Annotated in this window: 12 protein-coding genes; 9 read left to right on the top strand and 3 right to left on the bottom strand. The window is 63.0% G+C overall.

The features are described 5' to 3' along the window. The first annotated feature begins 14 nt into the window (after positions 1-14). From OCT39_RS10595 to OCT39_RS10585, 3 genes are read left to right on the top strand one after another with little or no spacing between them, the layout of a single operon-like run. The gene (locus OCT39_RS10595) at positions 15-1,322 is read left to right on the top strand and encodes a TolC family protein (RefSeq protein WP_263584440.1); all 1,308 of its coding nucleotides are present in this window, start codon (positions 15-17) and stop codon (positions 1,320-1,322) included. Beyond that, entirely contained in the window at positions 1,309-3,615 is a 2,307-nt protein-coding gene (locus OCT39_RS10590) for a type I secretion system permease/ATPase (protein WP_263584439.1), read from the top strand. Before OCT39_RS10595 ends, OCT39_RS10590 begins: the two co-directional genes overlap by 14 nt. Then, positions 3,605-4,783 (top strand): HlyD family type I secretion periplasmic adaptor subunit, encoded by a 1,179-nt coding sequence (locus OCT39_RS10585; protein ID WP_263584438.1) that lies wholly within the window; start codon positions 3,605-3,607, stop codon positions 4,781-4,783. Before OCT39_RS10590 ends, OCT39_RS10585 begins: the two co-directional genes overlap by 11 nt. A 54-nt stretch (positions 4,784-4,837) precedes the next feature. Here OCT39_RS10585 and OCT39_RS10580 read toward each other — a convergent pair whose 3' ends face one another. After that, positions 4,838-5,347 (bottom strand): hypothetical protein, encoded by a 510-nt coding sequence (locus OCT39_RS10580; protein WP_263584437.1) that lies wholly within the window; start codon positions 5,345-5,347, stop codon positions 4,838-4,840. Between the two features lie 133 nt (positions 5,348-5,480). On the opposite strand from OCT39_RS10580, the gene OCT39_RS10575 reads away from it, so the two are divergent. Beyond that, positions 5,481-5,966, top strand: coding sequence for a CreA family protein (locus OCT39_RS10575; RefSeq protein ID WP_263584436.1), 486 nt, complete (start codon positions 5,481-5,483; stop codon positions 5,964-5,966). A gap of 18 nt (positions 5,967-5,984) precedes the next feature. Here OCT39_RS10575 and OCT39_RS10570 read toward each other — a convergent pair whose 3' ends face one another. Next, positions 5,985-6,539 (bottom strand): CAP domain-containing protein, encoded by a 555-nt coding sequence (locus OCT39_RS10570; RefSeq protein ID WP_263584435.1) that lies wholly within the window; start codon positions 6,537-6,539, stop codon positions 5,985-5,987. Positions 6,540-6,995: 456 nt separating this feature from the next. Next, positions 6,996-8,174, bottom strand: a complete 1,179-nt coding sequence (locus tag OCT39_RS10565) for an alpha-hydroxy acid oxidase (protein ID WP_263584434.1) — start codon at positions 8,172-8,174, stop codon at positions 6,996-6,998. Between the two features lie 111 nt (positions 8,175-8,285). Here OCT39_RS10565 and OCT39_RS10560 point away from each other — a divergent pair, with 111 nt between their 5' ends. The 5 genes from OCT39_RS10560 (at position 8,286) to OCT39_RS10540 (ending at position 13,083) form a co-directional block, all read left to right on the top strand. Then, positions 8,286-9,032, top strand: a complete 747-nt coding sequence (locus OCT39_RS10560) for a GntR family transcriptional regulator (protein WP_263584433.1) — start codon at positions 8,286-8,288, stop codon at positions 9,030-9,032. Then, positions 9,029-10,240, top strand: a complete 1,212-nt coding sequence (gene manD / locus OCT39_RS10555) for a D-mannonate dehydratase ManD (protein ID WP_263584432.1) — start codon at positions 9,029-9,031, stop codon at positions 10,238-10,240. The genes OCT39_RS10560 and manD overlap by 4 nt, the downstream gene beginning before the upstream one ends. Positions 10,241-10,254: 14 nt before the next feature. Then, positions 10,255-11,277: a Zn-dependent oxidoreductase gene (locus tag OCT39_RS10550; protein ID WP_263584431.1), complete on the top strand. Its 1,023-nt coding sequence runs from the start codon at positions 10,255-10,257 to the stop codon at positions 11,275-11,277. Between the two features lie 83 nt (positions 11,278-11,360). Next, positions 11,361-12,329, top strand: a complete 969-nt coding sequence (locus OCT39_RS10545) for a TRAP transporter substrate-binding protein (protein ID WP_263584430.1) — start codon at positions 11,361-11,363, stop codon at positions 12,327-12,329. A gap of 175 nt (positions 12,330-12,504) precedes the next feature. Then, the gene (locus OCT39_RS10540) at positions 12,505-13,083 is read left to right on the top strand and encodes a TRAP transporter small permease (protein ID WP_263584429.1); all 579 of its coding nucleotides are present in this window, start codon (positions 12,505-12,507) and stop codon (positions 13,081-13,083) included. Positions 13,084-13,085 lie beyond the last annotated feature (2 nt).

Raw genomic sequence — 13,085 nt, 5'->3', positions numbered from 1 at the left:
ACCGGCGCCAGGTCATGAGCGCCAGAGCCTTGAACGCCAAAAGCCGGCGCGCGGGGTACGCCGTGAGCTGGCTTCTTTGCCTGGCGCCGCTACCGGCGGCGGGCATGACCCTGGAGCAGGCCGTGCGCCGCGGGCTCGAGATCAACCCGCAGGTGGCCCAAGTCGAGCAAGAGATCGGTGAGGCCGCCACGAACGTCGATATCGCCCGCGACGGTTACTGGCCCCAGGTCGGGCTCTCCGCCGGGCCGGAAGGCTTTTCCACGAGCAATTTCGGCTACGACCTGACCGCCAGCCAAACGCTTTATGATTGGGGCCGTGTGCACTACCAGATAGAGGGGGCCTCGGCCGGACTGCGTCAGGTCGAACAGGAGCGCGCGCTGGTGACCGAAGAGGCGGCGCTGGATATCGTTGAGGTATATCTGGACGTCATTGGCGCGCGCGAACGCCAGGCGGCGGTGGCCCGACATATCGAGGCGCTCGAGCGAGTAGCAGCGCTTGCCCGTTCGCGAAGCGAGGTGGGTTATACCGACCGCAGCGAATCCGAGCGTGCCGCGCTCGAACTAGCGCGGGCGCGCGAACAGGCCGCGCTGGAGGCGGGCGCCTTGAACGATGCCGTGCGCCAGTTTCGCCAACTGGTCGGCGAAAGCCCCGACCAGGTCACGCTGCCCGAGCCGCTGGCGCTAACTGAGCTTTTAAGCGAATCCCCGGCCATGCTGGACAGCGCCGTTGTCAGCGCGCCGCAGTTTCGCCAAAACGAGGAGCGCGTGGCCGAGGCACGCGCCGGCAGCGAAGAGGCCCGCGCCGCGCTCATGCCGCGCGTCAATCTGGAAGGGTCAGCGCTACGCCGTGAAATCGGCGGCACCATGGAGGACGATATCGTGGTGGCGCTGCGCCTGCGCATGGAGCCGTTTCAGGGACTTTCCAACGTGCGTCGTACCACCTCCGCCGACCAGCGCCTTGAAGCGGCGCGCTGGGGTGTGGAAGTCGCCCGTCGCGATGTCGAGCGCACGGTCACATCGCTGATCGAGCACCACGAGGCGCTGACTTGGCGCCGCCAGGCGCTCGAAGCCCAGCTCGACAGCGCCCAGCGCGTCGCTGAGGCCTACGACGAGCAGTTTTCTGTGGGCTATCGTGACGTGTTCGAGCTTTTGAACCTGCAGCGCGACGCCTTCGAAGCCGAGCGGCAGCTGGTGGAGCTTGCCACCGAGCAGCGCCGGTTGCAGTACCGCGCCGCGGCTCAGCTCGGCCTTTTGTCTCCCATGATGACCCACACCGAACGCGAGATGGCGCATCTCTTAAGGACCCGTCATGCAGCGCCCTAGCGCCGATTCGAGAGCCAACGACGAGCGCCTCCAACGAAAGGCGCCGGATCGGGAAAACCTCGATCACGAGCAGCCCGATCACACGCAGCTTCATCAAACAGTGTCTCAACAGGCATCGTCTTACCAGGCGCATTCTCAACAAGTACCGCCTCCCCAAACACCGTCTCGTCAAACACAGTTCAACGAAGGGCTGGCGCTGTTATGCCGGCAGCTCGGCCGGCCAACCGTCGCCATCGAGCTGACCGACGGTTTTGCGCTCGCCGACGAGCGTTTGCCGCTGGCGCTGGTGCCTCGCGCCTTGAACCGGATCGGCGTGACCGGCCGGGTGGTGGAGCTTACGCTATCGCACCTGTGCGATGGCCTGCTGCCGGCGCTGATACTGCTCGATAACGACGCAGTGTGTGTGCTGGTCGAGTGTCAGGGGGACGAGGCCGTGATTCTCGTGCCGGAAAGCGGCGGCGGCCAGGAGCGGCTGGCGCTATCGACCCTGGCCAAGCGCTACGCCGGCGTGGCAGTGGTGGCGCGCCAAACGTACCGGGCGGACGACCGCGCCGGGCGCTTTGCGCGTAAGCGCCCCGAGCACTGGCTGAAAGGTCCGGTGCGCCGGCAGTGGAAAACCTACGTCGAAGTGGGCGTGGCCGCGCTGATGGCCAACCTGCTGGCGATTGCCACCGCCATTTTCGCCATGCAGGTGTACGACCGCGTGGTGCCCAATAACGCGCTCGATACACTCTGGATTCTGTCAAGCGGGGTGGCGCTGGCCGCCGCCTTCGAGTTTTTGCTGCGGGTGTTGCGCGCCCGGCTCATCGACGCCACCGGCAAGCGGCTTGATCTGGGACTCTCTTCCCGGCTGTTCGAGCAGGTGATGCAGCTTCGTCTCTCGGCCAAGCCCGGCACCACCGGCGCCTTCAGCAGCCAGCTGCGCGAGTTTGAATCGGTGCGCGAGTTCTTTACCTCCTCGACGATCGGCGCCATTAGCGATCTGCCATTCGTGGCGCTGTTCATCGGCGTGATCGCTTATATCGGTGGGCCGGTTGCCTGGGTGGTGCTGGCCGCGGTGGTGCTGATGCTGTTGCCGGGGCTGATCGCCCAGCCACGGCTCGCCTCGCTTGCGCGTCAGAACCTTAGGGAGGGCGCGGTGCGCCAGTGCGTGCTGTTGGAAACTCTCGAAAACCTGGAAACGGTCAAGACCACCCGCGCCGAAGGGCGCCACCTGCGCATGTGGGACTCATTATCGGCCAGTTTGGCCGATGCCGGGGTGCGCATGCGCTCGCTCGGCGCCACGCTCGGTTTTGCCGCAGCTTTCGTACAGCAGCTTTGCTATATCGGCGTGGTGATCGTGGGGGTCTATCAGATCAGCGCCGGGGCGCTGACCGTCGGGGCGCTGATCGCCTGTACCCTTCTGGCCTCGCGCACCGTGGCGCCCATGAGCCAGGTCGCCGGGCTGTTGACCCGCTGGCAGCACGTCAAGGTGGCGCTCGAAGGGCTCGACGACGTGATGAAAGCGCCGGTGGAGCGCCCGGAAGGGCGCAGCTTCATTCACAAATCAGCGCTTGCCGGTCACTTCGAGCTCGAAGGCGTCAAGCTGGCCTATCAGCCGGAAGGGCCGCCGGCGCTGAACATCGAACGTCTGGAGATCGCCGCCGGTGAGCGGGTCGCGTTGCTGGGCGGCAACGGCTCGGGGAAATCGACCCTACTGCGCCTGTTGGCCGGGCTTGGCGATGCCAGCGACGGGCAGATGTTGCTCGACGGCGTGGCGATCAGCCAGCTGGAGCCGGCGGACAAGCGCCGCGCGATCGGCTATCTGCCCCAGGACATTGCGCTGTTTTACGGCACGCTGCGCGAAAATTTGCTGCTGGACGGCCAGGCCCACACCGACGAGACGCTGATGGAAGCACTTGCATCGGTAGGGCTTGGAAGCTTCGTGGGTCGTCACCCGCATGGGCTTGATATGCCGCTGCAGGGCAGTCGCGCACTTTCCGGCGGGCAGCGCCAGGCCGTGGGGCTGGCGCGGCTGCTGCTTCAGGACCCGCGTATCGTGCTGCTCGACGAACCTACGGCGGCGTTTGACCAGTCAAGCGAGCGCCACGTCATCCAAACGCTGAACGCCTGGCTTGAAAAGCGTACGCTGATTCTCGCCACCCACAAATCGGCGCTTCTCACCTTGACCGAGCGCGCGCTGGTGCTGCGTGAAGGGCGCCTTGTCATGGATGGGCCGGTCGAGAGCGTGGTCAGCGGCAACCAGGTCAACACTGCTCAAAAGCCTCAGGGAGTGCGCCGCCATGACGCCTAGTGAAGCCACGCGGCGCGAGCTCGACGACCCGCGTCTGTCGCTGGCCCCGCGCCGCGCTCATGCCATCCTGTGGCTGAGCGTACTGATCATCGCCGCTTTTATCGGCTGGGCCAGCTGGGCGACGATCGACGAAGTCACCCGCGGTGAAGGCAAGGTCGTGCCCTTTACTCGCCTGCAGACCATTCAAAGCCTGGAAGGCGGTATCGTCTCCGAGCTGTTGGTCGGCCGCGGGGATCGGGTGGAGCTCGGCCAACCTCTGGTGCGCCTCGACGATACCCGCTTTCGCAGCGCGTTCATGGAGACCCGCAGCCAGATCGAAGTGCTGCAAGCGGCGATCGCCAGGCTCGAAGCCGAGGTGCTGGAACAGGAGCGTATCGAGTTTCCCGAGGCCCTCGACGAAGACGGTGAGCTGGCACGCGCGGAGCGGGCGCTGTTTTTGGCGCGGCGCGAGCGTCTCGAGGAAGCGCAGCGCTCGCTCAACGAAGAGGTCGCTCTGGCCCGGCGCCAGCTCGCCCTGATCGAGCCGCTGGTCCAGCGCCGCTCGGTGAGCGAAATGGAGGCACTCAAGCTCAATCAAAGCATCGCCGGGCTGGTGGGGCGGCTGGCGGAGCTTCGTAACACCTATGTGCAGGAAGCTTATACCGAGCTTGCCGCCAAAAAGGCCGAACTCGCCACGCTCGAGCAGGTCGTCACCCAGCGAAGCGACCAGCTCCAGCGCACCGAGATCCGCTCGCCGGTGCGCGGGCGCGTCAACGACCTTTTGGTGACGACGCTGGGCGGGGTAATTCAGCCCGGCGAGCCGATCATGGAGATCACGCCGATCGAGGATCGGCTGTTGATCGAGGCACGCATCAGCCCGCGCGATGTCGCCTTCATTGCCCCGGGCATGCCGGCCAGCGTCAAGATCACCGCCTACGACTACACGATTTATGGCGATCTAAAAGGCGAGGTGGAGCAGATCAGCGAGGACACCATCGAGGAGCAGACGCCGCGCGGCAATGAAGCCTTCTACAACGTACTGATCGTCACCGATGAAACGCACTTGACCCGCCACGGCGAGCAGCTGCCGATCCGCACCGGCATGCGCGCCGACGTCGACATTCAAACCGGCAAGCGCTCGGTGTTGAGCTATCTTTTGAAACCGCTGATCAAGGCGCGGCTTTATTAATACCGGCGTGTCCAGGCGCCGGCCGCCCGGACATCGAACCGGGGAGTCAAGACGCTACAAAGCGTCACGAATCGCTGACAGGCTGCGGCGGTAGCTCGCCTGCTCGGCGGCACTAATGAATCCCTGTTCGAAAGCGAGCGCCTGAGCGCTTCGTTCGACAGCGTAGATTTCCTCGAGATAGGCGCGGCGCGTATCCGGTGCAAGCGCCGTGTGCTCCTCGATACGTGCACGTAGATCAGCTGTTTGTTTCAGCACCCAACGCTGCTGGCGTTTTGAAACCTCGAGCCCCTCGTCGGTGGTGTAGCCCTCCCAGCCCGTTCCCTGCAAAAGCGCCCAGAGCGCTTCTTCAGGGCGGTAGGCACCGTTCACCGACGAAGCGCGCAGCCGAGCAAGCTCGCGCTTGCCTTCGATGGTACACCCCGTTTGCACGGCCAGCTGCTCGAGCGCTTCGTCGAGCGGCTGGGCGGGTAGATCGATTGCCTGCGGCTCGCGCGGGCACGCCGCATGAGCGGGCAGGTTCACGAGAGCACAAAGAACGAAAAGCGTTGATAGGCGACGCATCATGGCAGCGAGCATTCCCTGGATAGTGGACATCGCCATTGTTATACGCTGTCAGGCGCATAACAATGGGGTGGACCATCGATTGTCTTCAAAGACTTCTTGCCACCCTGCGCCACTCATTAAAGGCTTGTCTCTCATGATTACACCCCGCCCCCTATTGCACGCGCTTGCCATCGCTGTCTCGCTGTCGCCGCTGGCGCTTTGGGCCCAGGATGCCCATATCGGTAGCGTGCGCACCGAGTTTCGAATGCTCGGGCCGAACAACACCATCGAGGTGGAGCGCTTCGATGACCCGGACGTGCAGGGCGTTGCCTGCTATCTCTCCTACTCAAAAATTGGCGGGCTCTCCGGCGCGGTGGGCCTGGCCGAAGAGGCGAGTGAGGCGAGCGTGGCGTGTCGTCAGATCGGCGAGATCGTCTTCGACCCGGCCGAGGTCGATGAGCAGGAGGTCGTCTTTTCCCAGCGCCGCTCGGCACTGTTCAAGAACATGCGCGTGGTGCGCATGCATGACGCCGAGGCGCAAACCTTCGTTTATCTCACCTACAGCACCAAACTCGTCGACGGTTCGCCGAAAAACGCCATTAGCGCCGTACACTACGGCGCGCTCACGCCGACCGAGTGATCCTTCACGCGTGCGGCCTCAGCGCGCGCTGCCAAAGGCCTGAGCCCAGTAGGTGAGATAGCGCGACTGGGTGTTGTCGACCTTGGCCATGCCCATTTCAGTAAACGCATCGAGCATGATGTTGCGACAGTGGCTGGGGCTTTCGAGCCAGGCAAGCACTACGCTCGAGGAGGTACGCTGACCGGCGGCGATGTTCTCGCCCAGCGCACGCCAACGGTAGCCGGTCGCTTCGGCGCGGTTTTGAATCTTCGAGCCGTCTAGGCCGGTATGGCTGAAGTATTCATACTCGGCCATGGTTTTGGCGTGGCCTTCGGCAGCGACTTCGAGCTGGCAGCTCCAGCTCAACGAGGCGGCCGGGGGGAAGTACTCGGTACCGCACTGACGTGCCTGGCTACGCGCTTCGTTGACCAGCCGCAGCATTTCCTGCTGCTGGCCGGTCAGCTCGCAGCGATTCTCGGCGCGGCTGTTCTGCAGAAAGTCCTCTGCGCTCGCGGCGCTGCCGGCAGTGAGGAGGGTGAGCGCGCAGGCGCTGGATAAAAGCCAATGGGGCAGGCCGAGCTTCTTGATCTTCACGTATCGACACCTTGAGTCAGTGGAAACAGGCAAGGTGTTCGTCCACGACCGAAGGGGATGCCCCTGTCTAATTCTTTTTAATTAGATCGTTTAAGGTCGATGGGTGAATAGCAAATGACTGACGAACGCCCCTGAATACCTGTTTAATCGGCGTTTCGAGGCGGAAGATTAATTTTTGAAAGCTTGATGCGTCAGTAGTCTTGTTGAAAGACTTTGTGTCAAACGGTAATGGCGTAAGTCGAATTAATGAGGCCTTGGGCGATTGGAAATGGCTCAAACCCATGCCATGACAGGGTTTTTAGTCACTCGAAGCAGTAGAGAAAGCGCCTGGAAGAGAGGCCGCGCTCGAAGGGCAGCACAGGTTAAAACGTACAAAAGGGCAGCGCTTGGGCCGCTTATTGGGAAATCGTTTGGCTTAAAGAAGGGGCGCTAGCGCCCCTGATGGCGTGAGTGGTATTAAAAGCGACGCTGTCGCAGGCAGGTCGCGTCGAGTGCGTCAAGGTGCGTATGCCCGAGAAGCCCAAGCGTCGATTCCATCTCCTTTTTGAGCAGCGAAAGCGCATGGGCGACGCCGGGCTGGCCGCCGGCGGCCAGCCCGTAAAGCGTAGCTCGGCCAAGCCACACGGCGTCGGCGCCGAGCGCACGGGCCTTAATGATATCGGTGCCGCGCCTGAAGCCGCTGTCGACGAACAGCTGACAGCGCTCGCCCACGCGCGCTTTCACCTCGGCCAGCGTATCCATCGGCGACAGCGAATGGTTGAGCTGGCGCCCGCCGTGATTGGACAGCACGATCCCGTCGACGCCGTGATCCACGGCCATTTCAGCTTCATTGGGTGACAAAATCCCCTTGAGCATGAGCTTGCCGGGCCAGAGCTCGCGAAGCCAGGCGATGTCGTCCCAGTTGAGCGTCGGATCGAGCTGCGGGCCGATGATCTGCGAGGCGCCCTGGGCGTTACGCTTGTCCGGCGGCAGCAGGTCGTCCAGGTTCTTGAACGTGGGCAGCCCGTCAGGCCACAGCACGTCGCTCATCCAGCCGGGTTTGGTCAACAGGTGCAGCAGGTTGGCAAGCGTGGGTTTCATCGGCTGGCGAAAGTTGCGCACGTCCCACTCGCGGTTGCCGTAGATGGCGCTGTCGGTGGTCACTACGATGGCGTCGAAGCCGGCATCCGCACAGCGCCGGATCATCGATTTGACGAATTCGCGATCGCGATAGAAGTAGATCTGCATCCAGGCCGTAAGGCCTTCGACGGCGGCGATCTCTTCAAGGCGCGTGGTGGAGACGCTGCTGAGTACGAAGGGAATGCCGGCGTCCCGCGCCGCCCGGGCGAGCTTCAGGTCGCCGTCGCGGGTAAGCATGCCGTTGAACCCGGTCGGGCCAATGGCCAGCGGCATGGTGTGGGCGCGCCCGAAAAGCGAGGTATCGAGTTTTCGCGGGCCGACGTTGGTCATCGTTTTGGGTTCGAACAGGTACTGGTCGAACACCGAGCGGTTGTGCCTGAGCGTATGCTCGTCGTCGCTTCCCCCGTAAACGTACTCGAACACGAAATTGGGCAGTCGCCGCTTGGCAATGCGCTCCAGGTCTTCGATATTCAGGGCTTTTTTATAGTTCTTGCCGGTATAACGCGGGCGTTTCATGTGCTCTTACCTTAAACCAAAGTATAGGGTCCGGGGGCTTTTGTTTGTCTCGCCATACTACCATACTAGCGCCATTGGTTTTGGGTCGAGACCCTCTCTCAGGCGGTATCCATGGGCGACGTCAATCTTACACTACAGGCACTATGGCAGGAGACTTCGGAAACCGAGTCCGTGCGCCAACGCCTTTATCAGGTGCTTCGCCAATCCATCATCCAGATGGTGCTGGCACCGGGTAAAGCGCTGTCCGAAAAGGAAGTGGCGGATGCCTTCTCGGTGAGCCGCCAGCCGGTGCGCGAGGCGTTCATTCGCCTGTCAGAGTCGGGGCTCGTCGAAGTGCGCCCGCAGCGGGGCACGTTCGTCGTCAAGATTTCCCAGCGCGCGGTGCTCGAGGCGCGCTTCGTTCGCGAAGCCGTCGAGGTCGCTGTAGTGCGCCAGGCAAGCGCCAAGGGGCTTGCGGCCTCCGTGATCGACGAGCTCAACGAGCTGATCGCACGTCAGCGCCGCTGCATTCAGCCCCACGATGCCACGCGTTTTTACCAGCTCGACGAGCGCTTTCACAAAACGCTGTCGCTGGCCGTTGGTCAGAACGCGGCCTGGAAGGTGATCGAGGAGGTGCGCGTGCAGCTCGACCGAGTTCGCTATCTGAGCGTGCCGGATACCACGCCCATCGCGCGGCTGGTCGAGCAGCACGTCGACATCGTCTCCGCCATCGAAGAGCGCGATGTGACGCTTGCCGAGCAGGCCATGCGCCGCCACCTGCGCGAAATACTCGTTTCTCTACCCGACCTGGTTCATCGCTTTCCTGAGATGTTTGATGCTCAGGAAACGCAATCCCTCATTGAAGAGGCAGCTCCATGAAGATCGAACACGCCTATACCATCGTTACCTCCCCGGGGCGTAACTTCGTTACCCTGAAGATCGTCACCGACGAGGGCACCTACGGCATCGGCGACGCCACCCTCAACGGGCGCGAAATGGCCGTGGTCGCGTATCTGGACGAGCACGTCATTCCGGCGCTGATTGGCCGCGACCCGCAGCGTATCGAGGATATCTGGCACTATCTGTATCGCGGTGCCTACTGGCGGCGTGGGCCGGTCACCATGAGCGCGATCGCCGCGGTGGACATGGCGCTTTGGGACATCAAGGCGAAGCTCGCCGGCATGCCGCTTTACCAACTGCTCGGCGGCAAGAGCCGCGAGCGCGTGATGGTCTACGGCCACGCCACCGGCCGCGACATCGAGTCGTGCCTTGAAGAGGTTGCCCGCCACGTCGAGCAGGGCTACAAGGCAGTGCGCGTTCAGGCCGGCGTGCCGGGTATCGCCAGTATCTACGGCGTCGCCAAAAAAGAGGGCGAGCCCTACGAGCCGGCGGATGCGGACCTGCCCGCCGAGCACGTCTGGAGCACGTCCAAATATCTGAACCACGTGCCGAAGCTTTTTGCCGCCGTGCGCGAGCGCTTTGGCGACGACCTGCACGTGCTGCACGACGTCCATCACCGCCTGACGCCCATCGAGGCCGCACGCCTTGGCAAGGCGGTGGAGCCCTATAACCTTTTCTGGCTCGAGGACTGCGTGCCGGCGGAAAACCAGGAAGGCTTTGGGCTGATTCGCCAGCACACCACCACGCCGCTGGCGGTGGGCGAGGTGTTCAACAGCCTGTTCGACGCCAAGGCGTTGATCGAGAATCAGTGGATCGACTACATTCGCGCCACGCTCACCCACGCCGGCGGCATCACCCACGTGCGCCGCCTAGCGGATCTGGCCGGGCTCTACCACGTACGCACCGGTTTCCACGGCCCGACGGATCTTTCACCGGTGTGCATGGGCGCGGCGATCCATTTCGATACCTGGGTGCCCAATTTCGGCATTCAGGAGTACATGCCGCACACCAGTGCCACCAACGAAGTATTCCCCCACGACTACCGCTTCGAGGATGGCCATTTCCTCGTCGGCGAGAACCCGGGGCACGGCGTCGATATCGACGAAGAGCTGGCCAAGCAGTACCCCTACAAGCGTGCGAGCCTGCCGGTCAACCGGTTGGAAGACGGCACTCTCTGGCACTGGTAAGGAGTTTTGAATCCATGAAAGCATTTCAGGTAAGCGCGCCCCACGACTACCGCGTCGCCGATGTCGATGCGCCGACCCCCGGTGCGGGTGAAGTGCTGGTGCGCGTGGCGTTCGCCGGGATCTGCGGCTCCGACATGCACATCATCCACGGCGACAATGCCTTCGTGCGCTTTCCGCGCATCACCGGCCACGAGTTCGCCGGCGTGATCGAAGCGGTGGGCGAAGGTGTCGACGGCGTGAGTGCCGGCGAGCGCGTCTGCGTCGATCCGGTCATCAGCTGCGGGCAGTGCTATCCGTGTCGCATTGGCCGCCCCAACGTGTGCAGCGCGCTGGAAGTGATCGGCGTGCATCGCCACGGCGGCTTCGAAGAGTTCGTCGCCGTCCCGGCCGCCAACGTGCATAAACTTCCCGAGCATATCGGCCTGGACGCCGCCGCGCTGGTCGAGCCCTATACCATCGCCGCCAACGTGCTGGATCGTATGCAGCCGCACCCGGGCGATCGCCTGCTGATTCTGGGCGCCGGTGTGATCGGCATGACCATTCTGCAGATGGCCAAAGCTCTGGGGCTCGAGGAGATCATCGTCACCGACGTGATCGACGAGCGCCTGGAGGCGGCCAAGAGCCTGGGTGCCACCCACGTCTTCAACAGCCGCACCCAGGATGTCGAACAGGAAATCACGGCGCTGACCCAAGGCGAGGGCGTGCCGCTGATCGCCGACGCTGCCTGCGTGCCGGCGCTGTTACCGCAGATGCTGCGCCTCGCCTCGCCGGCGGGTCGCATCGGACTTTTGGGCTTTAGCGTCCAGCCAAGCGATCTGGTGCAGCTCGAAGTGATCAAAAAGGAGCTGACGCTGGTCGGCTCGCGGCTCAACAACCGCAAGTTTCCGGAGGTGCTCGAACTCATGGCAAGCGGTAAGCTGGACCCGCTGGCGCTGGTCAGCCACCGGCTGCCGCTCGCCGAGATGCCCGATGCCATCGAGATGCTCGACCATCGCCCGGAAGAAGCCCGCAAGGTGCTGATCCAGATCGGTGCTTAAAGGATATGTCCACCCAACACGCTAACTCACCAACCCCACGCGCGATCAACAACCAATAACGCAAAAGTGCAGGAGTGACGAAAATGATCAAGAAACTACTTACCAGCGCGGTTCTCACCACCATGGTTTTCAGCGCGCAGTCGGCGCTGGCGGCCGACTACACGCTGCGCTTTGGCCACCTGGCCAATGAACAGAACATCTGGCACCAGGCCGCCGAGAAGTTCAAGGAGGAGGTCGAAGCCAACTCCGACGGGCGCATCGAGGTTCGTCTCTACCCGAGCGAGCAGCTGGGTAACGAAATGGATGTGATCAACAGCATCCAGCTCGGTACTGCGGACATGACCATCACCGGTGAGAGCCTGCAGAACTGGGCCCCGAAGGCGGCCATGATGGCGGTGCCCTACGCCTTCCGTGACTCCGAGCATCTGCACGCGGCGGTCGATGGTGAAATCGGCAGCGAAATCGAAGAGCAGATCATCGAGCGCACCAACCTGGTGCCGCTGGCCTGGTTCGAGCGCGGCCCGCGTGAGCTGACCTCCAACCGCCCGATTCGCACGCCGGACGATCTGGACGGCCTGCGCCTGCGCGTGCCCAACGTGCCGCTATTCGTCGATGTCTGGCAGGCGCTCGGTGCTCGCCCGACCCCGATGGCGTTCAGCGAAGTGTTCACTGCGCTTCAGCAGAACACGCTGGAAGGCCAGGAGAACCCGCTGAGCTTGATCGAAAGCGCGAGCTTCAACGAGGTTCAGGACTACGTGAACATGACCGGCCACGTACGTAGCTGGATCTACGTGGTGATCGGCCGCAATCAGCTCGAAAGCATGCCCGACGAGCTGCAGACCGTCGTGCGTGAAGCGGCCCAGACCATGCAGAGTTTCGAGGCCGACCTGTTCGTCGAGGACCAGGCGCGTCTGGAGCAGGCACTCGCCGAGCGCGGCATGGAGTTCATCGAAGCCGACGTCGACGCCTTCGCCGAGCAGGCACGCCCGGCGGTGATCGAGGCGCTGACGCCGGAGCAGCGCGAGCTCTTCGAAGCCATTCAGGACCTGTAACGCCGGTAGGCAATCAAGGTGGGCTGGTCGCAAGGCCAGCCCACTTTTGTATAGGCCATGTAGAGAGCTGCAATCGTCTGAACCGCAAGATAGTTACTTGCAAACACATGCATTGCAAAAACCGAATTGCAAGAGTTTCAACTTCTAGAGCGGCTAGCCCCTCGAGGATACGTTTATGAGCTCGGATCAACACGCGCTCGAGCACGAAGCGCTACAGAGTCTGGATTCGATGTCGACGGTACCCAAACTTCAGGGGCCGGTGGGTCGCCTGATCGGCTGGGTGGATACCTGCTTTTTGACACTCGCCGTGCTGGCGCTGGTCGCCATTGCGGGAACGGTCCTGCTGCAAATCTGTTCGCGGCTGTTTCTGCCGATCTCCATCTCCTGGACCGAAGAGCTTTCGCGCTATCTCTTCATCTACATGGTGTCGCTGTCCGCCGGCGTCGTGCTGCGCCAGAACCGCAACATCAGCGTCGAGCTTTTCCACCACATGCTGAGCCCGCGCCTGCGCGCGCTGTTTCAGGCGCTGATCTGTCTGGGGATCGGCGCGTTCGCGTTCATGATACTGCCCTACGCCTGGCAGTACGCTCAGAACGGTACCTGGCAGACCTCGCCGACGCTCAAGCTGCCCATGCTGTATATCTTCTTCTCGACGGTCGTCACCTACGCGCTGCTACTGGTTTATAGCGCCCTCGGTGCCCTCGAGGGGGTATTGGCGATGTGTCGCCCCGCCGTGCGTGAACAGGAGTCCTGAGC

The organism is Halomonas sp. GD1P12, from assembly GCF_025725645.1.
Lineage (GTDB): Bacteria > Pseudomonadota > Gammaproteobacteria > Pseudomonadales > Halomonadaceae > Vreelandella.
Note: the sequence above shows the minus strand (reverse complement) of the source record. Positions and strands in the feature narration are given on the sequence as shown.

Coding starts and splice junctions, on each gene's coding strand:
- OCT39_RS10595 (WP_263584440.1), top strand. CDS start 15: ATGAGCGCCAGAGCCTTGAACGCCAAAAGCCGGCGCGCGGGGTACGCC.
- OCT39_RS10590 (WP_263584439.1), top strand. CDS start 1,309: ATGCAGCGCCCTAGCGCCGATTCGAGAGCCAACGACGAGCGCCTCCAA.
- OCT39_RS10585 (WP_263584438.1), top strand. CDS start 3,605: ATGACGCCTAGTGAAGCCACGCGGCGCGAGCTCGACGACCCGCGTCTG.
- OCT39_RS10580 (WP_263584437.1), bottom strand. CDS start 5,347: ATGATGCGTCGCCTATCAACGCTTTTCGTTCTTTGTGCTCTCGTGAAC.
- OCT39_RS10575 (WP_263584436.1), top strand. CDS start 5,481: ATGATTACACCCCGCCCCCTATTGCACGCGCTTGCCATCGCTGTCTCG.
- OCT39_RS10565 (WP_263584434.1), bottom strand. CDS start 8,174: ATGAAACGCCCGCGTTATACCGGCAAGAACTATAAAAAAGCCCTGAAT.
- OCT39_RS10560 (WP_263584433.1), top strand. CDS start 8,286: ATGGGCGACGTCAATCTTACACTACAGGCACTATGGCAGGAGACTTCG.
- manD (WP_263584432.1), top strand. CDS start 9,029: ATGAAGATCGAACACGCCTATACCATCGTTACCTCCCCGGGGCGTAAC.
- OCT39_RS10550 (WP_263584431.1), top strand. CDS start 10,255: ATGAAAGCATTTCAGGTAAGCGCGCCCCACGACTACCGCGTCGCCGAT.
- OCT39_RS10545 (WP_263584430.1), top strand. CDS start 11,361: ATGATCAAGAAACTACTTACCAGCGCGGTTCTCACCACCATGGTTTTC.
- OCT39_RS10540 (WP_263584429.1), top strand. CDS start 12,505: ATGAGCTCGGATCAACACGCGCTCGAGCACGAAGCGCTACAGAGTCTG.